Origin of the sequence: Poseidonibacter lekithochrous (genome assembly GCF_018861145.1) — a bacterium.
GTDB classification, from domain to species: Bacteria; Campylobacterota; Campylobacteria; order Campylobacterales; family Arcobacteraceae; genus Poseidonibacter; species Poseidonibacter lekithochrous_A.
In genome coordinates this window covers 57,827-78,728 of the sequence record NZ_JAHKQT010000013.1, presented here as the reverse complement: position 1 = coordinate 78,728, position 20,902 = coordinate 57,827, and the positions used below count along the sequence as shown (strand labels likewise).

The following is a 20,902-nucleotide window of genomic DNA, read 5'->3' as shown; positions in this document are numbered from 1 at the left end:
AAACTGAAGCTATAAAAGTTATATATACTTAAAGAAAAAAAGAAGGAAAGATCATGAGAATAGTACTATTTCTTACACTTTTATTTTCATTTATAAAAGCAGATATTTTGGAAGTAAATATTTTATACTTAGAACAAAAAATACAAAGACCTCCTGTTTTATCAAATGTTATTAAGATACCTGAGGACTTAGGAATACAAGGAGCTAAAATAGCTGTAAAAGATTCTAATAAAACAGCAAAGTTTTTGAATCAAAAATATAAGTTAGTAGAAAAAGTTTCATCTGATAAAAAAGAGTTGTTATCTTCACTAGAAAAATTTATAAAAGAAAAGAACTCTTTTGTTTTATTAAAAGTTGAAGATGATTTCTTAAATGAACTTCTTAGTAACCCTTTATTTAAAAAAGCAATATTCTTCAATATAGCAAATAAAAATTCTGATTTTAGACAAAATGTATGTCAAAACAATCTTTTACATACTATTGCTTCAAATGCAATGCTATATGATGGACTAGTTCAATTTTTAATAAAAAGAAATTTTAAAGATATCTTTTTAATTTCAGGAACAAAAGAAAAAGATTTACAAATCAAAAAAGATATTAAAAGAGCAGTAAAAAAATTCAATGCAAAAATAGTAGAAGAAAAACAATGGGTTTATGATGCAGATATTAGAAGAAAAGCTGCTGATGAATTACCTGTATTTACTCAAGCTAGTGATTATGATGTAATTGTTACTGCTGACAATTATGGGGACTTTGGAGAATTTATTTATTTTAACTCTTGGCTTCCAAGACCGCTTGCTGGAACACAAGGTTTGACTTCTAAAACTTGGCATAAAGTAATTGAACAATGGGGTGCAGCTCAAATGCAAAAAAGGTTTGAAAAGTTTGCTTCAAGATGGATGGAAGATGAAGATTTTGCAGCTTGGGTTGCTATTAGAACTATTGTTACGAGTGTAACAAAAACAAAAAGCATGGATATGAAAACATCTTTAGATTATATTTATTCAAAAGATTTTGAATTAGGAGCTTATAAAGGAAGAAAGTTAACATATAGAGACTTTAATGGACAAATGAGAATGCCAGTGGCTCTTGTTCAACCTAATGCATTAGTTTCAACTTCACCTCAAGATGGTTTTTTACATCCAACGAATGATTTAGATACTTTAGGAATTGCAGCTTATAAAGTAGAGTGTAAAAAATAAAATGAGAGTTTTTATATTGTTTTTTATCTTTGTAATATTTTCATTAAACTTGCAAGCACAGTATAAAAAGACAATTCATTCTGATTATGTGATTTATGAAGTACAAGGTAGATATTCAACTATAATGTTCACACTTTCAGATGAGATAAGCCAAAATGGATTTATTTCCTCATATAAAGCGGATATTGGAAATGCTGTAAAAAACATCTCCTCATTTTATAAAAAAGAGCCTATTTTTAAAAATGCACAAAAAATAGGTTTTTGTAGACAAACTTTAACATTAGAGATGATGGAAGAAAATCCAAATAATCTAATGTTTTGTCCTTTATCAATTGCTTTATATGAGTTAAATAATGAAAAAAATCTTGTAAAAATAGTATATAGATTTGCAAAAGTATCAAATAAAGAAAGTAAAGTATTAGAAAAAGTAAATAAAGAGATTTTACAACTTATTGAAAATAGTTTGGAGTAAGCTAAATAGTTTAAGTACTTTAAACTATTTAGCTTATACTTCCAGATAAAATACCAGGATATTTTGCTAAAATATTTTCTTTTATTTTTTCTATTTCTAAGTCTTCAAGGTTTGAAGAAAAGTCATTTTTATTTTCATAATCTAAAACAATCTTCATAGGTTTTGAATCTAAAAAAATTATTCTATTAGATAAAGAAACTGCTTCTTTAAAATCATGAGTTATAAAAATAACAGTTGGCTTGTACTTTTTATAAAACTTTAAAAAATCACTTCTTAAAGCTTGTGCAGTTGGATAATCTAATGAGATAAAAGGTTCATCAAGTAATAAAACATCAGGTTTATTTATAAAAGCTCTAACTAATGCTGCTCTTCTTTGCATTCCTCCTGACAGCTCTTTTGCATAAGAATCTATATAATTTTCTAAACCAACTTCTACTAAAGATTGTAAAATCAATTCTTCATCTTTAGTATTAGAAACTAGCATTATATTTTCAAAGATTGTAAGCCATGGAATAAGTCTTGAATCTTGAAACATAACTCCAATATTACTATCTACTATATTTCTTTCATCAAATAAAATTGACCCTAAAAAATCATTATCAGTATTTGATATTATGTTTAAAAGTGTAGTTTTACCACAACCTGAAGGTCCAATAATTGATATAAATTCACTTTCATTTACTTCAAGTTTTAAATTTTCTATAATTTTATTATCTTGATATTTTTTTGAACTTATATTTATATCTAACATCTTATCTCCACTTGTTTGCTTTTTTCTCTAAGGGTCTTAAAATATATGTTTCAATTAATAAGATTACTATAATAAATGCCAAAGAATAAGCCATAATACTTGTAATATCAAAAAACTGAAAAAACATAGATAATTGAAACCCAATACCCGAACTTCTACCTAATAACTCAACAACTAAAACAATCTTCCAAATAAGTGAAAGTCCAGTTCTTGCACTGGCCATTATATAAGGATAAATTTGTGGTAAATAAATTTTATTTAAGGTATCAATTTTTGATACTTTATAAATTTGTGCTATTTGCATATATTTTTGCTCAACTGTTCTAGCACCTTCACGTACTGTTACAATAACAGTTGGAACTTTATTTAAAACTACTGCTAAAAGTGCAGCTGCATCTGTTAATCCAAACCAAATGTAACAAAGTATAATAGTTACAAGAGCAGGAATATTTAGTCCTATTATAAGTAAGGTATCTAGTGCATTATCAATTCTTTTATATGATCCCATTAAAATACCAAATAAAATGCCAATAGCCATTGCAATAAAGAAAGTAATAACAACTCTTGTCAAAGTAATAGTCAGATGATAAAGAAGTTCTCCTTCATTTAAATGAAAGAATAAGCTTTTAAAAACATCAATTGCACTTGGAAAGGTATCTGTATTTAATAATAAAGCAAAGGTCTGCCATAATATAAATATCATTAATATAGAAATAAATCTATTTTGGCTTGGCATTTGAGCTTTTACCAATTAATATCTGGATTAAAATTCCAGAATATTTCAGTATTTAAAGAAGTACTATTTCCTACTAGTTTTTTTCCACCTTCTTTATATAAAATATCAAATACTTTTTTAGAATTTTCAATATGTATTGTAGAGAAGTTTTTTACTATACCATTTATATAACCATTTTTTAAAGCTTTAAACATCTCTTCATTTTTTACTTTCATTAAGGGTTTAATTCTATTCCATTGGGAAGGTGAAGTACTTAATAATTTTTTTGTTTCATAAGAGGCTTGTAAAAAACTATTTATTGCTTTTGTATTATTATTTGCAAAATCTTTACTAAAAGTCCAACCAATAAGAGGAATATTACTACTTATATTTAATTCTTCTAAAATCTCCTTAACTCCTAACAATCTTTTAAATCCTTTTGAGTCTAATTTTGCATTAAAATGCCAAAAATTAATTGTAGCATTTAATGATTTATCAAGCATTTTTTTATATAAAATTGGAGGTGCTGCAAAGACAGGAGTTACTATATCTTTTAAATCTTTATTATATTTATTCTTATAATAAGCTCTAAATAATAGCCATGTTTTATCAACATTTCCACCTGCTATTCCTAATCTTTTTTCTGATAAATCTTCAAGTGATTTTATTTTTTCATCATTTACATATAAAGCCCCAACAGCTTTAGAATAAGGATAAAATGCGATATTCTTTCCACTTGACTTTTGTCTATTTACCCAAACCCAGTCATTTACGATAACATCTACACTATTAGATTGTAAGGCAATTGATACTGCATTTTTTGAAGCTAATTTAACAACTTCTACGTCTATTCCATATTTTTTATCAAGTTTATTGTGTTTTAAAACATCTAATTCCCAATTTACAGTTCCAAAAGCTAATACACCAACTTTTATCTTTTCATTTGCATTTAAATTTAATAAGCTTATAAACATAAATATAAGTATTTTTAATCTCACAATTACTCCTTGAATAGTTTCACAATTGTATTAGAAAATTATAGCTTGACTATAGCAAGTAAAATTTCTAAAAAAGCGCTATAATCAAGCTATAAAATAAATATATACTTCCAATATCGAAACGAAAAAGGACGAAAATGAAAAATATAAAGAAAATTGCACTTGTAGTATTAGCAACATCTACATTAGCATTTGGTCATGGGGATGTAGTTCCACATTCTGTTGAAACAAAAGGTTTAGAAAAAATTGCAGATGATGTAGTTGTTAACCCTTTGAGAGGTAATGAAATTGCGATTGAAATAGGTAAAGGTGCATATAATACTAACTGTGCAAGATGTCATGGGTTAGGTGCAGTGTCTGGTGGAGTTGCTCCGGATTTAAGAGCTTTAGATGCAGCTGATGATGATATTGATGAATATTTTATTACAAAAGTAAAAGAAGGTGCTGTTAGAAATGGAAATGTTTATATGCCTCCATTTGGTGATGTATTATCACCTGAAGCAATTTGGTCAATTAGATCATGGCTAGAAACTTTACCGACAGACGATTTATAGGATAAACATATGTTATACAAGATTACATTTCTAATCATTTTAATAATATCAAACCTAAATGCTAGGTCTGTAGAAGAAATCAAAGAATCTGGTGATATCATCATTGCTATATATGAGAATTTCCCTCCTTATTCATATATTGAAGATGGAATTGCTAAAGGAATTGATATTGATCTAGGAAAAGAAATAGCAAAATCAATGGGTGTAAAACCTACTTGGTATTGGACAGGTTCTGATGAAACATTAGATGATGACTTAAGAAATGTAATCTGGAAGGGGCATTTAATCCACAAAACAAAAGCGGATGTAATGCTTCGTATACCATATGATTATGAATTTATTAGAGAAAAAGATAAAAGTACGGGAGAGCTTAGTAATGAACTTGTTGTTATGAAAGCTCCTTATCATGCTGAAAGTTGGGTAATAGCAACAAATAGAGAAAAGATCCCTGAAATTAATACTCTTGGTGTTTTTATGTACAATAAAATTGGTGTTGAGTTAGACACTCTTCCCGATGCACATTTAACTTCATCTTTTATGGGAAAATTAAGATCTAATGTTATTCACTATCCTTCAATTCTTACAGCAATAGAAGATTTAAAAAGTGGAAAAATTCAAGCAGTTGCAGGATTGAAATCACAATTAGAGTTTGCTTTAAATTATAATGAAAATAAAGACAAGTACTTTATGACAAAAAAAATAGATTACGTAAAATCTAAGTGGGATTTAGGAATCGCTGTACGAACTGATTTTAGACCTTTAGGATATGAGATTGAAGGTTATATTGAAGAATATATTCAAAAAGGTATACTAAAAGAAATATTTAAAAAATACAATGTTAATTATGAACTTCCACTTGCTTTACAATAAGATGAAAATGAAAACTTAAACTTTAAAAGGTAAGCTATGAAAAAAAGTATTAAAAACATAGTAAAAATATTCTTTTTACTATTAATAATAAATCAAGTAAGCTTCGCTAAAGATCCTCTAAATTCATCCTTTTGGAATGAAACAATAAAACAAATGATTGGAGATGATAAATACATCTTCGATGATAAAAATATCAAAATTAATGTTCCCTCATTTGCTGATAATCCACTTCAAGTTCCTATATTTATTGACGCTACAAAAATCAAAAAAGCAACAAGACTTTTAGTCTTTGCAGATATAAATGCTATTGTTAAAGTTGCAGATTATCACTTGGGTCAGATGAAAGCTATTTTATCTTTAAATATCAAAGTAGCACAAGGTACACCACTTAGAGCTGCTGTTTTAGATGAAGATGGTTTATGGCATATAGGAAGTGCTAATATAAATAGTTTTGGTGGAGGATGTTCCGTTGCATCTGAAGCTAGCCAAATGGAGAGTTTTGAAGACTTGCTAGGAAAAACAAAAAGTAAAGTTTGGAAAAAAGATAATACCTATAGAATCAAATGGTCAATTTTCCATCCAATGGAAACAGGACTTTTTGTAGGAAATCCATCTTTTTATATATCAGAAGTTGATATAAAAATTGACTCACAAACTATTGGAAAAATTGATTTGTATGGTTCTGTTAGTGAAAATCCAAGAATTACTCTTGAAACAAAAGCAGGTCTTGGTGCTTATAAACTATTTATTACGGATACGGATGGTAATAAATTTGAAGTAAAAACAAAAATATAGGAGTATCGGATGAAATTTTTTAATCAACTATTATTTTTGAGTTTGTTTTCTACAGTTTTATTTGCAAATGATTATAACTATAATTTAAAACCAGAAAAAATTGCAGAAAACACTTATGTATTTATTGGAAAAAAAGAGTTCTTCAATGTAAAAAATGGTGGTGATATTTCAAATAGTGCTTTTATTGTTACACAAGATGGTGTGATAGTTATAGATACAGGTTCTTCTTCTAAGTATGGAGAACAAATGCTTAAATCAATTAGAACAATTACATCTAAACCAATTGTAACTGTAATAAATACACATCATCATCCTGATCATTTTTTAGGTAACTCTGCTTTTAAAGACTCTGAAATTTTAGCTACAAAATACACAAAAAAAGACATTGTTGATAATGGAGATTTATATATAGGAAATCTTTTCAATCTAACTTATAAATGGATGCAAGATACAAAACTCAAAGCTCCAACAAAAGAGTTAGATGAGTTAAAAGATAAATATATTAATCTTGGGAAACATAAATTAAAAGTGATTTATCTAGAGGGACATACAAGTTCTGATATAGCTCTTTATGATGAATATACGAAAACTTTATTTGCATCTGATTTAATCTTTTACAATAGAGTTGCCGCAACTCCTCATGCAAATATTGAAAACTGGATAAAAGCTTTAGAAGATTTACGAAAAGTTGATTTTAAAGTCTTAGTTCCAGGACATGGTCCAATATCTACAGGAAGAGAATCAATTGATCAAATGAAAAGATATCTTATCTATTTAGATAAGACTTTAAAAGATTCAGCAGAACAAGGACTAAGTGTATATGAAATACTACAACTTCCTAAACCAGTTGAGTTTGCAAATCTTGCAATGATTGAAGATGAGTTTGAGAGATCTGTTATTAATCTTTATCCAAAATATGAAAATGCTTTGATGAAATAAAGCGTAAGATTATCTGAAATAAATAGTAGGATTTCCTACTATTTATTAAACTACTATTTTTTTAAGTTTTTAATAAAATCTAAAGTCAATCTAATTCCAGCACCTGTTCCACCAAATGAATGATATCCCCATGGTGATTCACTATAAGCAGCACCTGCTATATCTAAGTGTAACCATTTTTTCTTATTTTCTTTTTTTACAAAGTTATCTAAAAATAATCCAGCTGTAATAGATCCAGCTGCTCTTGATGCTGTTGAGTTTACTATATCTGCAATTCCGCTTTTTAACTGTTTTGGTAAGTATCTATTAAATGGCAATATTCCTATTAATTCACCTGATGAGTCTGCTGCTTTTTGCATTTTTGCTTTTAGTTTATTACTATGTCCCATTGTTCCAATTGTTTCATTTCCAAGAGCAACTATACAAGCTCCTGTCAAAGTTGCATAATCAAAGATATAATCAATATCTTCAATCTCATCTTGTGCATAACATAAACAATCGGCAAGAACAAGTCGTCCTTCTGCATCTGTATTTCTAACCTCGATAGTTTTACCATTTTTTGCTTTTAGTACATCATCTGGTTTATAAGCATCTCCACCTATCATATTTTCAACTGCACCTATAATTCCATGAACTTCATATTCGCAAGAAAGTGCTTTTAAAGTATTCATAATTCCTAATACAGCACTTCCTCCACCTTTGTCACATTTCATAGAAACCATACTACCACCAACTTTTAAGCTTAATCCACCACTGTCATACGTCAAACCTTTTCCAACTAGGACAATCTTACCTTTTGGTTCTTTTGGCTTATATGATAGATGTATAAGCTGTGATTCGTGTCTTGAAGCACGTCCTACGTTAAACATTGCGTTCATTCCGTTTTCTATTAGGTACTCTTCCCCATGAATAATACATTGTAAGTTATTTTCGCTTGCAATATTTTTAGCGTCATTTGCCATTGTAGCTGGGAAATAATCTTCTGGAGGAGTATTGATAATACTTCTTACCATATTTACACTAGATGTAATTGCTAAGCTGTTTGCTAGCTCTTTTTCTAAAGTTTCTTCATCTTTTTTAGAGTTTAGTGTAGAAATTGTAATACTAATCTTTTTATTTTTCTTTTTTGTTGATTTGTATTTTGTAAATTCATAAGCTCCTAAAACAATACCTTCTACTATTTCGCTAAGATTTAACTCTTTGTCATTTTGAAGTAAATCAAACTTTACACTTTTGATATTTAGTTTCTTTATATTTCTAATAGCACTTGAGAAACAAAGTTTTAAATCTTCTTTTTTTAGTTTTGGGCTTGAAACATAAAATATGTTTTCATTTGCATCAAAATATGTATCAAATGATTTTAAATCAAATGATATTTTTTTTAAAAGCTTTTGCTTAGCTTTTTCTAATTTTTCTAAATCTTTTACTACAATTAATTCTATATCCGAATCAATCTTTTTTAAATCTTTTTTTGATAATTTAATATTCATTTATTTTCCTTTTTTTATATTCAAAGTGTTGATAATCTTTTATTGTAATCCAATCACCACCCCATTTCCATCCATACTTTTCAAATATTTTCACTGCTTTGTCTTCTTTTAACAAAATAGCTCTATCTTTTAAAGTATTACTTTTATGTTCTCTTATTTTATATTTTAAAGACTCTTTATGAAAGATATGACCTTTTTTTGATAGATATGGATTTTCAATTGGATTTATATCTATTGCTTTTCCATAAGCGTGATTTGACCATTTATTTGTACCTTCAATAAAACGGCAGTTAAAAGCTGAAGTATTATTATCTTCAATTGAAAGCCAATCATCTCCATTATATTTAGAAATTAAGTTCATTTTATTTATTGGGTATTTAATTTCATATAATTCATCAAATATTTTTACAACATCAGAAGAAACATCTTTATGAACTAGTAGTTCTCCCAACTTATCACTTCCATCATATCCTAAATATTTAATGCTTAAAAGCTTTAAATCTTTTAAGTGTACTGGACAATTATTTTTTGTAGAGTTTTGTTTTGCAGAAGAAAAAGAAAGAAATATAAATATGATTAAAACTATATATTTTAACATATTTATAAACTTCTTATTTTATTAGTTTTTATTGATGGCACATAAATCAGAGAAAGCAATTTCAAGTCTTGCAATCATTGATTCTTGTGAAGCTCTTAACCATTTTCTAGGATCATAGTAAGATTTATTTGGTTTGTCAGGACATTCTGGATTTCCGATTTGTCCTTGTAAGTAAGCATGATTTTTTTCAACATAATTTCTTACACCATCCCAAGTTGCCCATTGAGTATCTGTGTCAATATTCATCTTGATAACACCATAATCAATAGCTTCTCTAATCTCTAAAAGTTCAGAACCTGAACCACCATGGAATACAAAATCAACAGGCTCAAGTTCAGTAGAGTGTTTATCTTGAATATATTTTTGTGAATTATCTAAAATTTTTGGACTTAGTTGAACATTTCCTGGTTTATAAACACCATGAACATTTCCAAAAGAAGCTGCAATTGTAAAGTTTGGACTAACTTTACTTAACTCTTCATATGCATATGAAACTTCTTCAGGTTGAGTATATAAAAGTGCATTATCAACTTCAGAGTTGTCAATACCATCTTCTTCTCCACCTGTAATTCCAAGTTCGATTTCAATCATCATATCAAGTTCTTTCATTTTTTTGAAATACTCTACACATGTTCCAATATTTTCTTCTAATGGCTCTTCACTTAAATCTAACATATGAGATGTGTATAAAGGGCGACCTGTTTTTTTAAAGTGTTCTTTTCCAGCATCTAATAAACCATCAATCCAAGGCAATAACTTTCTTGCTGCATGGTCTGTATGTAAAATAACAGGAATACCATAAGCTTCAGCCATTGTATGAACATGATTAGCTCCACTTATTCCGCCTAAAACTGCTGCATTTTCTGTTTTTAAACCTTTTCCTGCATAGTAACCTGCTCCACCATTTGAGAACTGAATAATAATTGGAGAATTAACTTTTGCCGCTGCTTCTAATACTGCGTTTACTGAATCAGTTCCCACAACATTTACTGCTGGAATTGCAAACTTGTTCTTTTTTGCATATGCAAATAATTTCTTTGCTTCACTTCCTGTTAAAACTCCTGCTTTTACTACTTCTAATACACCCAAACTAGTCTCCTTGAAAATTTATTTAATTACGATTTTTGCTGTTTTTCTTAACTTATCAGAAACTTCTTTTACTTTTTTATTATAAGCGTTTCCTATTAACATTTGTGAAATATTACCTTTAACTTCATTAAAAGATAATGATTTACCAGCTTTTTTAGAATCTAAATAAATTACATGGTAACCAAATTGTGTTTTTACAGGAGTCTTAGAATATGAACCTGGAGTCATATTTTGTGCAGCTGTTGAGAATTCTGGAACCATTTGATTTGCTGGGAATTCACCTAAACTACCACCATTTTTTCCAGTAGGTCCAATTGATTTAGTTTTTGCTAAAGCTTCGAATTTTGCTTTTTTATTTGAAGCTTTGTTTATTTGCTTGATAATACTTTTAGCTTCTGCTTCTTCTTTAAGTAAAATATGACTAGCTTTTAGTGTTGGTGGAACTATAAATTTTGCTTTGTTTTCATCATAAAACTTTTTCATTTCACTTTCAGATGGTTTAACTTTTTCAATTTCATTTTTTTGCCATACTTGGAATGCTAAATCTTGTTTCATTTTCTTTAATGCATCTTTATATGAAGAGTCATTTTCAATTCCATCTTTCATAGCTTGTTTTGCTAAAAGCTTTTTGTTTATAATTTGCTCTAAAACTTGACTTTGTGCGTTTTTTGGTAATTTAGCAAAATCAATTCTTGGATCTTGCAATACCAAAGCAACATCTGCTTTTGTGATTTTATCCCCATCTACTGATGCATAATAATCAGCCGCATTTAACGATACAGACGTTATTGCTAGAGTTGCTACTAAACTTGAAATTATTTTTTTCATATTTTTCCTTAAAAGATTGTTTGCGTTATTTTATCAATTCTAAGTTAATAAAAGGTTAACTTAAAGAAATTTTAAAATTTACCTTAAAATAGCTTTAATTATTCCATAAATTATGGTACAATTCCGACAAAATTTAAACTTAACTTAAATTTAAAGGATACAACTTATGAGAATATTGATTATAGAAGATGAAATAACTTTAAATAGAACACTGCAAGAAGGCTTAGCTGACTTTGGTTACCAAGTTGATGCTGCAGAGAATTATAAAGATGCTGAATATTTTATAGATATTAGAAACTACGACTTAGTTTTAACAGACTGGATGTTACCAGATGGTGATGGAATTGAATTATGTAAATTAGTAAAAAATAGAAGCTCAAGAACAGCTGTAGTTATTATTTCTGCAAGAGATGATAAAGAATCTGAAATTGAAGCATTAAAATCAGGGGCTGATGACTACATCAAAAAACCATTTGATTTTGATATTTTACTTGCAAGAATTGAAGCTAGATTAAGATTTGGTGGAACTAATGTAATTGAAATTGATGACTTAATCATCAATCCAGATGAAGAAAAAATAGAATATGCTGGAAATGAGATTGAATTAAAAGGTAAACCTTTTGAAGTTTTAACTCACTTAGCAAGACATAGAGATCAAATTGTTTCAAAAGAACAATTATTAGACGCAATTTGGGAAGAACCAGAATTAGTTACTCCAAATGTTATTGAAGTAGCAATTAATCAAATTAGACAAAAAATGGATAAACCATTAAATATTTCTACTATTGAGACAATAAGAAGAAGAGGTTACAGATTTTGTTACCCTAACTTAACAGAAGAAGAAAAATCAGCTAAAGCTAAAGCAGCACAAGCATAATAAATTTTAACTAGTTTAAAATAGATTAAAAAAATGGAAGCGAAGAGTATATATAAACAGTTTTATACAAAACTAATCATTGCTACTTCGCTTTTTATAATAGCCCTATCTTTTATTTTTTATGAATACACAAGAACTACTGTTTATGAAGATATTCAGAAAATCATGTTACAAGATGCAAAAAAAATCTACGCCTTATCTTTAAATAAAGAACTAACAAAAAACAATTTTAAACCAATACAAGCTAATAATGTTACTATTGATCTTATCAATAACGTGAAGTTAGTTAAACACCAATTTTATACATATGATAAAAATGACAATTATTATATAAAACTAATCTATCCTATTAATATAAAGAAAAATCAATACATACGTATAATAAAAAATATCAATTTTGAAAGAGATTTATTATATTCTGTGATTTTCAAAAACCTTTTTATTTTAGCAATTCCTGGATTTATCCTGATGCTTTTATATTCATTAGCTGTTTCAAAGTCTTTACTTAAACCTATTATTCAGATTAATAAAAAACTATCGAATATGGATGAAAACTCTTTAACAAAGATTGATAAAAAAGATTTACCTATTGAGTTTCACTCATTATCTGATTCTATTAACTCTTTAACAAATAGAATTGAAACCTATGTAAAGTTTAAAAAAGAGTTATTTATAGGTGCTGCTCATGAGCTAAAAACTCCACTTGCAGTAATGAAACTAAAAAATGAAGTGACATTACGTAAAAAAAGAGAAATAGAAGCCTATGAAGAAACACTAAAACTAACTGTAAAACAAATAGATGATATGAATATAATGATTAGCTCAATCTTAGATATAGGACGTGCTGAAGGTGCACAGTTTGAACAAACTAGCGATATAGATTTAGTTGAGTATATGAAAAAGAAATCCAATGACTATAGAATGCTAAGTGCTCAAAAAAATATAATTATCACTTTTTTCTCAAATGTAAATATGCTAAGAACATCACTTCAAGTAACACTTTTCAATCAAATAGTTCAAAACTTCGTACAAAATGCTATTAAGTTTACACCTGATAATAAATCAATTGCAATAAGACTAAAAAAGACAAAAGCAAAAATAGTTATCACAGTTACAGATGAAGGCTCAGGAATTGATGAAAAGATTGATGTCTTTGCTCCATTTAAAAGATATGGAAATCAAAGTGGTGTAGGATTAGGATTGTTTCTAGCAAAAAATGCAGCTGATGCTTTGAGAGCAAGAATATCACTAAAAAATAGAAAAGATGGAAAAACAGGATGTGTTGCTAAACTTGTTATCAACAACACATCAGATGTAAAGAAGTCTTAAAAAAGCTAAACTTTTAGAAAAAATTAGCGTGTTCTATCTTTGTACACTTATTTTGAACTACTTTCATACCAGCATCACTAGCTTTTTTTGCAGCTTCATTGTTTACTAAACCTAATTGAGTCCATACAGTATCAATATCACCTCTTGTTATACATGCATCAACTACTTCTGCTATTGCATTTGGTTTTCTAAAAATATCAACCATATCAATCTTAAAAGGAACCTCGTCTAAACTTCTATAAACTTTTTCACCTAAAATTGTATCTTCTTTTGGGTAAATTGGAACAACTTTAAAGCCAGCATTTTGTAAATATCTTGCAACCATATTTGAAGCTTTATCTTCATTGGGTGAAAGACCTGCTATTGCTATTGTTTTTGTATTTTTAAATATTTCTATAATTTCTTTATCATTTGAATTAACACTTGGGAATTCACAATTCATTTATTTATCCTTTTTATTTATTTGAATCCATCTGGATTATTTGATTGCCATCGCCAGCTATCTTCACACATCTGCTTAATTCCACGACTAGCTTCCCAGCCTAAAACCTCTTTGGCATAGCTTGGATCCGCAAAACACTTTGCAATATCTCCTGGTCTTCTATCCACTATTTTATAAGCTACTTTCTTTCCACTAGCTTTTTCAAAAGCTTTTACCATATCTAAAACACTATAGCCATTTCCAGTCCCTAGATTTACTGTAAGCACAGTATCAATACTATCTATTTTTTGTAATGCTTTTACATGTCCTAAGCTTAAATCAACAACATGAATATAATCTCTTACTCCTGTACCATCATGAGTATCATAATCTCCACCAAAGACACTAAGATATTCTCTTTTTCCTACTGCCGTTTGAGAGATAAAAGGCATAAGATTATTTGGAATACCATTTGGGTCTTCCCCTATAGTTCCACTTTGATGAGCACCTACAGGATTGAAGTATCTTAAAAGTACTATTTTGAAGCTTTCATCTGATATATATACATCTCTTAGAATCTCTTCTATAAAGAGTTTTGTTCTACCATAAGGATTTGTAGCTGATAAAGGAAAGTTTTCATGTATAGGGGTAGTATGAGGATCACCATAGACAGTCGCAGAGGAAGAAAATACTATCTTTTTGCATCCATATTTTTTCATAACATTACATAAAACTATTGTACCATTGATATTGTTATCATAATAGTCCAAAGGATTAGATACAGATTCACCGACAGCTTTTAAGCCTGCAAAGTGAATTACAGAATCAATATCATACTTTTCAAAGACATCACTTAAAGCTTTTTCATCTCTTATATCACCTTGTACAAAATCTATAGATTTTCCTATGATTTTTTCCACTGCTTCTAAACTCTTTTTTGAAGAATTGCAAAGATTATCAAAAACTACGAAATCAAATCCAGCTTCATGCAAAGCTATACAAGTATGCGATCCGATATATCCTGCTCCACCTGTTACTAATACTTTCAATTTATTTTCCTTTTTCTACTTAGTCTTTTGCTTTTTATAGAAATAGTTTGTAGCTTTTACAAAGCCATCTATACTTCCACAATCAAACCTTTCACCTTTGAACTTATATGCTATTACTTTTCCTTGTTTTGCTTGTAATAATAAGGCATCAGTGATTTGTATCTCTCCACCTTTTCCTGGTTTTGTATCTCTTATGATATCAAAGATATCAGGTGTTAGAATATATCTTCCTATGATTGCTAGGTTTGAGGGTGCATCTTTTGGATCTGGTTTTTCTACCATATCATCTACTTGATAGATTCCCTCTTCTATTTGCTCACCTGATATTACCCCATATTTGTTTGTTTCATCTTTTGGCACTTCTTCTATAGCTACTATTGAGCATTTGTACTTTTTATATAGTTTTGTCATTTGAGATAGTACACCATTAGCTTCACTAGTATTATCACATAAGTCATCTGCTAGAATTACTGCAAAAGGTTCAGGTCCTATTAGTGTTTCACCTGTAAGAATTGCATGACCTAGACCTTTCATCTCTATTTGTCTTGTATATGAAAAAGTACACTTTGTGATAACATCTCTTATCTCTGTTAAATAGTGCTCTTTTTCTGTACCTTTTATTTGGTGTTCTAATTCATACGAAACATCAAAATGATCTTCAATTGCTCTTTTCCCTCGTCCTGTTACTATTGCCATAGTATCAATACCTGCTTCTAGTGCCTCTTCTACACCATACTGAATAAGTGGTTTAGTTAGAACTGGTAACATCTCTTTTGGAGTAGCTTTAGTTGCTGGTAAAAATCTTGTACCATAACCAGCAGCAGGAAATAAACATCTTTTGATCATATATAAATTTCCTTCTTTTAAATTAGATTAATTCTAATAATTTTTCTTGATAAAGTAAAGCATTTTCTTTGGTATTAGCTTCGAATCTAGTCACAAGTTTTGGTGTTGTATTAGACGCTCGTACTAAGCCCCAACCATTTTCAAATACTACTCTTACTCCATCTACATTAATAATTTCTTTTATTATAGGAAAATCTTTTGGAGGATTCGCTAAATTTTCTTTTAAATCATCAATTGTTTTAAACTTTAACTCTTCTGTTGTATTTATATTTATTTCATCTGTTGAAAACAGTTGTGGTAATTTTTCATATTCTTTATCATAATCAAAGCCATTATCTAGAAGTTCAAGCGCTCGAAGTGTTGCATATATAGCATCGTCATATCCAAAGTATCTGTCATTAAAAAACAGATGACCTGATACTTCTGCGGCAAAAGATGCATTTGTTTCTTTGATTTTTACTTTTAGGTTTGAGTGACCTGTTTTATACATGATAGCAGTACCATATGAGTTAATAGTATCATACATAATTTGTGAACATTTCACTTCGCCTATTACTGTGGGATTTTCTATAAATCGTGAGAAAAATATAGCTAAAACATCACCTTTGAAGTTATACTTAGGTGATAATACTGCTATTCTATCTGCATCTCCATCATAGGCAAATCCTAAAGCGTAATTATTTGAAGAGAGTTCTTTTTTTATATCTACTAAATTATGTTCATCACTTGGATCTGGATGATGATTTGGGAAAGTTCCATCTGGAGTTTCATACATCAAGTTATGATTTATATTTAAACCATCTAAAATATCTCTTATTACAGAGCCTGCTGCTCCATTCCCACAATCAAATACAAACTTTTTATCTTCTAATTTTAAGTGTGAGAAGTTTTCTATCATATAGTTTATATATTGTTCTTTTGCATTTATATCAATTGATGTTGTATTGTCTTCTATATTTATATCACTATTTACTACTATATCACCTAGAGCATAGATATCATCTCCAAAAAATGGTTGCTTGTCTATTGTGATTTTAAAACCATTGTATTCAGGTGGATTATGTGATCCTGTAATCATTATAGATGCTGATGTAGTTTTGCCTTCAAACTCTGCAAAGTTTGAAAAGTAGTTTACAGGAGTTGCAACCATACCCATAGTAAGTACTTCTAAACCTGCTTTATTTATACCACTTATTAGCCATTCGCATAGTTGTTCTGAGTGAGTTCTTGCATCATATCCTACTGAGATGTATTTAGCACTAGGTACTGCTTTTAATACTTCTTTTGCAAAATAGTATGCTATTTTTTTAACTGTTGTTTCGTTTAGCTCTTTTTGGTAAATACCTCTGATATCATATTCTCTAAATATTGTTTTTGGCACTTCTCTTCCTTTTTAGATTTTGTCTAGTTTTCCTTGCATGTATACTCTTACATCTTCATAATTGATTGTTTCTTTAAAATCATTAAACTTTGCGCCAGAGGCATTTACATGTCCTCCACCTTTTGCTAGTTTTTCAGCCATTAAAGATACATCAACTTTGCCATCTGCCCTAAAGCTTGAGTTTCCTTTTCTTCCAACATCTATAAAAAAGTCAAAATCAGAATTTGCTTTTAAGAAAGCATTTGCAGGTATTGAGATAGAACCTAAACAGTATGTTAAAAGTCCTTTGTGACCTTTGTATGTAACAGTAAGTTTTTCTTTTACATCTGCTAGTGATTTCACTAAATACTTTGCAGATAAGTTATCTAAAGTATCATCTTTTTCATCTAGTTTTAAAAACTCTTTTTTCATATTATGTAAGTTATTATCTAATAATATATTTCCATCTTTTTGATTTAAATATTTGCATGATTCTTTTAATAAGTGAATTCTATACTCTCTATTTAAATCAGAGAAAAGTATATTGTTTACTTCTCTTGCTTTTGAAACCATCATTAATAAAACTTTTCCAAACTCAAAGTTTTCTTTTTCATAATCTAGCCAAATATCAACTGCATTTATAGCATCAACCAAAGGAGCTAACCAAATTTTTTCTTCTTTAAAAGAGTCAAACTCTGTACACATATAATCATAAACTATTTTAGTAGCACACCTTGAAATATCTAAAAAATACCAATCATATATATCAGCACTTTTCTGTCCTGTTGCATGATGATCTAGAACTTGAAGTTTGATATTAAAGCCATTATCATTTAAGATATTTATATTTCTATCTAAATCTTTTGACTCTTGTGGTGTTAGGTTTAAATCAGAGATTAAAAAGAAAATTTCTTCATCTTTATACTCTTCGATTTGTGCTAAAACCTTTTTGATAGTTAATTTTACTTCATTTCCATAATTTGCATTATAAAAAAAACCTTTTTTAAACTGTCCATTTAAAAGCATCTGTTTTGTAAGTAACTGACATCCATATCCATCTAAATCCGTATGAGAAATATGAAAAAGCATCATGAAGCAATATCTTTTAGTGTTAAATCCTCTAAAAATCCATTAATTTTTGATTGTAAGTTATTTAGTAAAGGCCAAATAGTACATAGCATTCCTACTTGACTTGGACAATCATTCACAGAAGGTGAACACTCAAAAACTGAAGGTGTTTTTTCTTCTGCTGCTGTAGTAATCTCTAATATTGTAATTTGATCATATGATTTTTTTAGTGCAAAGCCACCGTTTACACCTCTATGAGATACTACTATTTGCTTCTTTGCTAGGTTTTGCATAATTTTTGCTAAAAATGATTTTGATATATTTAATTCTTTTGATAATTCATCGACATTCTTTGGTTCAGTGCTTCGTGCAATTGAAATCAAAGAAAGAAGTGCATATTCACTCTTTTTTGTTAATAACATTTATATCCTAACATATTTTATTGATTGTATTTTACAAGAAACATTATTAAGATTTAATTTTTAAGTAAAAAAAAAGGCTTACAGTAAAACTGCAAGCCTTTTTTTGTAGAATAAAAACTAAAATTATTTAGCTCTAATTCCTAATGAAGCAACTAATTCAGTGAATCCTGCAAAATCAGTTCTTCTTAAATATTTTAATAATCTTTTTCTTTTTCCAACCATTCTTAATAGTCCACGTCTTGAAGAGTGATCTTGTTTGAAAACTTTTAAGTGCTCAGTTAATACTGAAATTTGCTTAGTTAATAAAGCAATTTGCACTTGTGCTGAACCTGTATCACCATCTTTTTTTGCGTATTTTGCAACAATCTCTGCTTTTAAATCCTGATCTAAAGCCATCTTGACCTCCTAATAGGTATATGTAATTTCACTTATCATTTTTGTAAGTGTCGCGAATTATATTCAAAAGAATATTAATAACACTTTAAGAAGTATGTAAATTTTCAATAATATGTTATACTGTTTTATCTAATACAAAGAAAAGGAGATTTTTATGTTTAATGCACCTGAACTATTGAATAATCCAAATAACACAAACTTTAACTTACAAGAATCAGAAATCTACTCTTTTAAAGAAGCTAATGAATTAGTTAATATTGAAAAATACACATACTCGCTATTTGCTATATGGAATGGTGTCATCATAAATCTACAAAGAAGAATAGAAAATTTTGGAATAGAAAATCTATTTACAATAATGGATGATAAATCTAATTTTAATGACAAGGCTACAAATTTAAAAGAGCGATGGTTAAATGTAAATGAATACAAAATCATAGATTATGCAAAAAATCTAAATATCATAAATCATGTAGCACACGATATTATCACAACACTTTACTGGATGAAGTCAAATAACAATGAAGATGAAAACAAAGGGCTTAATAGATATGAAATTTATGCCATTACTTATTTATTAGAGAAAAACTTGATTTTAAAAGAGTTTAAAAAAGATTTACGAATAAACAAGATAAATACACAAAACAATTTTAAACGTAGAGAAATAGATAGATACAATGACTTAAATCTTGTACCTCAAACTCATCAAGAAATGCTTTTAAGATCAAGTATTGAAGCCTATAAAAAAGATGGAGATGAAGACAATAATATGCCTTCTTTTATAGATAAGTATTGTTAAATACTTATTTTATAAATCATCCTCCAGTTTCGTAAAATGCTCTAGTTGAAATTTCACTTTTGTCATCAGTAGACCATTTGTTTTTTTCTGGTTTATCTGCAAGTACTTTTTTCAAGATTGCAGTAGCTTCATCAATTCTATTATTTCTAACAGCATCTTTTATACTCATAGCTTCTTCAAAATATAAACAAGGGATTAAGTTACCTTCAGCTGTTAATCTAATACGATTACATGCTGCACAAAAATCATCTTTATGTGGTTCTATAATACCAAACTGATATCCATCCTCTAATCTATAATATTGGGCAGGAGAACTTGTATCTCTTGGAATCATTTCAAAGTTTTTGTATTTTCTTGAAACTATCTCTTTCATTTCATCAGATGTAATACCTTTAGCGCCATCTTTTGCATGGTTGTTTTCCATAAATTCAATAAATCGTATAGTATAACCTCGCTCTTTACAGAAGTCTAAAACCTCAACAATTTCTTGGTCATTTATTCCTTTAATTGGAACACAATTAATCTTGATTTTTAAACCAGCATCATCAGCTGCTTGAATACCTTTGAATACTGTTTTTAAAACATCTTTTTGTGCAATCTTAGCTGCAACATCAGGTCTTAAAGTGTCTAAAGATATATTTATTCTTTTTAATCCAGCATCTTTTAGCTTTTGAGCAGCTCCTGGAAGTAAAAATGCGTTTGTTGTAAGAGCTAAATCAATATCATTTTTATAATCATAAATCATTTTTATAAAGCCATCTAAGTTTTCTCTTAAAAGTGGTTCTCCACCAGTAATTCTTACTTTTTTTATACCCTCATCAATTGCTACTTTTATAAATTTAAATAAATCTTCATATGAAAGTAAGTTCTCTTTTGGAACCCATGAGAAGGGTTTTTCCGGCATACAGTATTGGCATCTAAAATTACATCTCTCTGTTACAGATACTCTTAAATAATCTACTTTTCTACCATGTCCGTCTATTAACATAATTTTTCCTTCTGTTCTTAATCTAAAAGAATAATATAATCTAACT

General features: G+C 28.6%; 24 protein-coding genes. 9 read left to right on the top strand and 15 right to left on the bottom strand.

Annotated features, from left to right (window positions below):
• Positions 1-53: 53 nt before the first annotated feature.
• On the top strand, positions 54-1,202 hold the full coding sequence (locus KO488_RS05280; RefSeq protein WP_216057748.1) for a hypothetical protein: 1,149 nt from the start codon (positions 54-56) through the stop codon (positions 1,200-1,202).
• A gap of 1 nt (position 1,203) precedes the next feature.
• A complete protein-coding gene (locus KO488_RS05275) occupies positions 1,204-1,674 on the top strand; it encodes a DUF302 domain-containing protein (protein ID WP_216057747.1) in 471 nt (156 codons plus the stop codon).
• Positions 1,675-1,702: 28 nt separating this feature from the next.
• Here KO488_RS05275 and KO488_RS05270 read toward each other — a convergent pair whose 3' ends face one another.
• Genes KO488_RS05270 through KO488_RS05260 form a run of 3 tightly spaced genes read right to left on the bottom strand, consistent with a single transcriptional unit; the run spans position 1,703 to position 4,138 of the window.
• A complete protein-coding gene (locus KO488_RS05270) occupies positions 1,703-2,425 on the bottom strand; it encodes an ABC transporter ATP-binding protein (protein WP_216057746.1) in 723 nt (240 codons plus the stop codon).
• A gap of 1 nt (position 2,426) precedes the next feature.
• The gene (locus tag KO488_RS05265) at positions 2,427-3,161 is read right to left on the bottom strand and encodes an ABC transporter permease (RefSeq protein ID WP_216057745.1); all 735 of its coding nucleotides are present in this window, start codon (positions 3,159-3,161) and stop codon (positions 2,427-2,429) included.
• 8 nt (positions 3,162-3,169) lie between these two features.
• Positions 3,170-4,138, bottom strand: coding sequence for an ABC transporter substrate-binding protein (locus KO488_RS05260; RefSeq protein WP_216057744.1), 969 nt, complete (start codon positions 4,136-4,138; stop codon positions 3,170-3,172).
• 137 nt (positions 4,139-4,275) lie between these two features.
• On the opposite strand from KO488_RS05260, the gene pedF reads away from it, so the two are divergent.
• The 4 genes from pedF to KO488_RS05240 are packed head-to-tail and all read left to right on the top strand — an operon-like array spanning position 4,276 to position 7,296.
• Positions 4,276-4,692: a cytochrome c-550 PedF gene (gene pedF / locus KO488_RS05255; RefSeq protein WP_216057743.1), complete on the top strand. Its 417-nt coding sequence runs from the start codon at positions 4,276-4,278 to the stop codon at positions 4,690-4,692.
• A gap of 9 nt (positions 4,693-4,701) precedes the next feature.
• Positions 4,702-5,562 (top strand): substrate-binding periplasmic protein, encoded by an 861-nt coding sequence (locus KO488_RS05250; RefSeq protein WP_216057742.1) that lies wholly within the window; start codon positions 4,702-4,704, stop codon positions 5,560-5,562.
• 36 nt (positions 5,563-5,598) lie between these two features.
• Positions 5,599-6,357 carry a quinoprotein dehydrogenase-associated SoxYZ-like carrier gene (locus KO488_RS05245; protein ID WP_216057741.1) on the top strand — a complete coding sequence of 253 codons (759 nt, stop codon included), beginning with the start codon at positions 5,599-5,601 and terminating at the stop codon, positions 6,355-6,357.
• 9 nt (positions 6,358-6,366) lie between these two features.
• Positions 6,367-7,296 carry a quinoprotein relay system zinc metallohydrolase 1 gene (locus KO488_RS05240; protein WP_216057740.1) on the top strand — a complete coding sequence of 310 codons (930 nt, stop codon included), beginning with the start codon at positions 6,367-6,369 and terminating at the stop codon, positions 7,294-7,296.
• Between the two features lie 53 nt (positions 7,297-7,349).
• On the opposite strand, the gene KO488_RS05235 is transcribed toward KO488_RS05240, so the two are convergent.
• From KO488_RS05235 to KO488_RS05220, 4 genes are read right to left on the bottom strand one after another with little or no spacing between them, the layout of a single operon-like run.
• Positions 7,350-8,786, bottom strand: a complete 1,437-nt coding sequence (locus KO488_RS05235) for a leucyl aminopeptidase (protein WP_216057739.1) — start codon at positions 8,784-8,786, stop codon at positions 7,350-7,352.
• The gene (locus tag KO488_RS05230; protein WP_216057738.1) at positions 8,776-9,384 is read right to left on the bottom strand and encodes a M15 family metallopeptidase; all 609 of its coding nucleotides are present in this window, start codon (positions 9,382-9,384) and stop codon (positions 8,776-8,778) included. The genes KO488_RS05235 and KO488_RS05230 overlap by 11 nt, the downstream gene beginning before the upstream one ends.
• A 21-nt stretch (positions 9,385-9,405) precedes the next feature.
• Positions 9,406-10,473 carry a class II fructose-bisphosphate aldolase gene (gene fbaA / locus KO488_RS05225; RefSeq protein WP_216057737.1) on the bottom strand — a complete coding sequence of 356 codons (1,068 nt, stop codon included), beginning with the start codon at positions 10,471-10,473 and terminating at the stop codon, positions 9,406-9,408.
• Between the two features lie 18 nt (positions 10,474-10,491).
• Complete coding sequence (locus KO488_RS05220; RefSeq protein ID WP_216057736.1) at positions 10,492-11,301, bottom strand: peptidylprolyl isomerase; 810 nt, start codon at positions 11,299-11,301, stop codon at positions 10,492-10,494.
• Between the two features lie 166 nt (positions 11,302-11,467).
• Here KO488_RS05220 and hsrA point away from each other — a divergent pair, with 166 nt between their 5' ends.
• Both hsrA and KO488_RS05210 read left to right on the top strand, forming a co-directional pair.
• The gene (gene hsrA, locus KO488_RS05215) at positions 11,468-12,178 is read left to right on the top strand and encodes a homeostatic response regulator transcription factor HsrA (protein WP_216057735.1); all 711 of its coding nucleotides are present in this window, start codon (positions 11,468-11,470) and stop codon (positions 12,176-12,178) included.
• A 33-nt stretch (positions 12,179-12,211) separates the two neighbouring features.
• Positions 12,212-13,507 carry a sensor histidine kinase gene (locus KO488_RS05210; protein ID WP_216057734.1) on the top strand — a complete coding sequence of 432 codons (1,296 nt, stop codon included), beginning with the start codon at positions 12,212-12,214 and terminating at the stop codon, positions 13,505-13,507.
• A 13-nt stretch (positions 13,508-13,520) separates the two neighbouring features.
• On the opposite strand, the gene KO488_RS05205 is transcribed toward KO488_RS05210, so the two are convergent.
• The 7 genes from KO488_RS05205 to rpsO all read right to left on the bottom strand — a co-directional run bounded on the left by KO488_RS05205 (position 13,521) and on the right by rpsO (position 19,069).
• Complete coding sequence (locus KO488_RS05205) at positions 13,521-13,949, bottom strand: CoA-binding protein (RefSeq protein WP_216057733.1); 429 nt, start codon at positions 13,947-13,949, stop codon at positions 13,521-13,523.
• Positions 13,950-13,966: 17 nt separating this feature from the next.
• The gene (gene galE / locus KO488_RS05200) at positions 13,967-14,977 is read right to left on the bottom strand and encodes a UDP-glucose 4-epimerase GalE (RefSeq protein WP_216057732.1); all 1,011 of its coding nucleotides are present in this window, start codon (positions 14,975-14,977) and stop codon (positions 13,967-13,969) included.
• 15 nt (positions 14,978-14,992) lie between these two features.
• Positions 14,993-15,823: a UTP--glucose-1-phosphate uridylyltransferase GalU gene (gene galU, locus KO488_RS05195; RefSeq protein ID WP_216057731.1), complete on the bottom strand. Its 831-nt coding sequence runs from the start codon at positions 15,821-15,823 to the stop codon at positions 14,993-14,995.
• Positions 15,824-15,845: 22 nt separating this feature from the next.
• Entirely contained in the window at positions 15,846-17,204 is a 1,359-nt protein-coding gene (locus tag KO488_RS05190) for a phosphomannomutase/phosphoglucomutase (protein ID WP_216057730.1), read from the bottom strand.
• 12 nt (positions 17,205-17,216) lie between these two features.
• Positions 17,217-18,275: a DHH family phosphoesterase gene (locus KO488_RS05185; protein ID WP_216057729.1), complete on the bottom strand. Its 1,059-nt coding sequence runs from the start codon at positions 18,273-18,275 to the stop codon at positions 17,217-17,219.
• Entirely contained in the window at positions 18,272-18,673 is a 402-nt protein-coding gene (locus KO488_RS05180; RefSeq protein ID WP_216057728.1) for an Rrf2 family transcriptional regulator, read from the bottom strand. Before KO488_RS05180 ends, KO488_RS05185 begins: the two co-directional genes overlap by 4 nt.
• Before the next feature lie 123 nt (positions 18,674-18,796).
• Complete coding sequence (gene rpsO, locus KO488_RS05175; protein ID WP_216057727.1) at positions 18,797-19,069, bottom strand: 30S ribosomal protein S15; 273 nt, start codon at positions 19,067-19,069, stop codon at positions 18,797-18,799.
• A gap of 154 nt (positions 19,070-19,223) precedes the next feature.
• Here rpsO and KO488_RS05170 point away from each other — a divergent pair, with 154 nt between their 5' ends.
• Positions 19,224-19,868, top strand: coding sequence for a hypothetical protein (locus tag KO488_RS05170; protein ID WP_216057726.1), 645 nt, complete (start codon positions 19,224-19,226; stop codon positions 19,866-19,868).
• A 16-nt stretch (positions 19,869-19,884) separates the two neighbouring features.
• On the opposite strand, the gene moaA is transcribed toward KO488_RS05170, so the two are convergent.
• On the bottom strand, positions 19,885-20,856 hold the full coding sequence (gene moaA, locus KO488_RS05165) for a GTP 3',8-cyclase MoaA (RefSeq protein ID WP_216057725.1): 972 nt from the start codon (positions 20,854-20,856) through the stop codon (positions 19,885-19,887).
• Positions 20,857-20,902 lie beyond the last annotated feature (46 nt).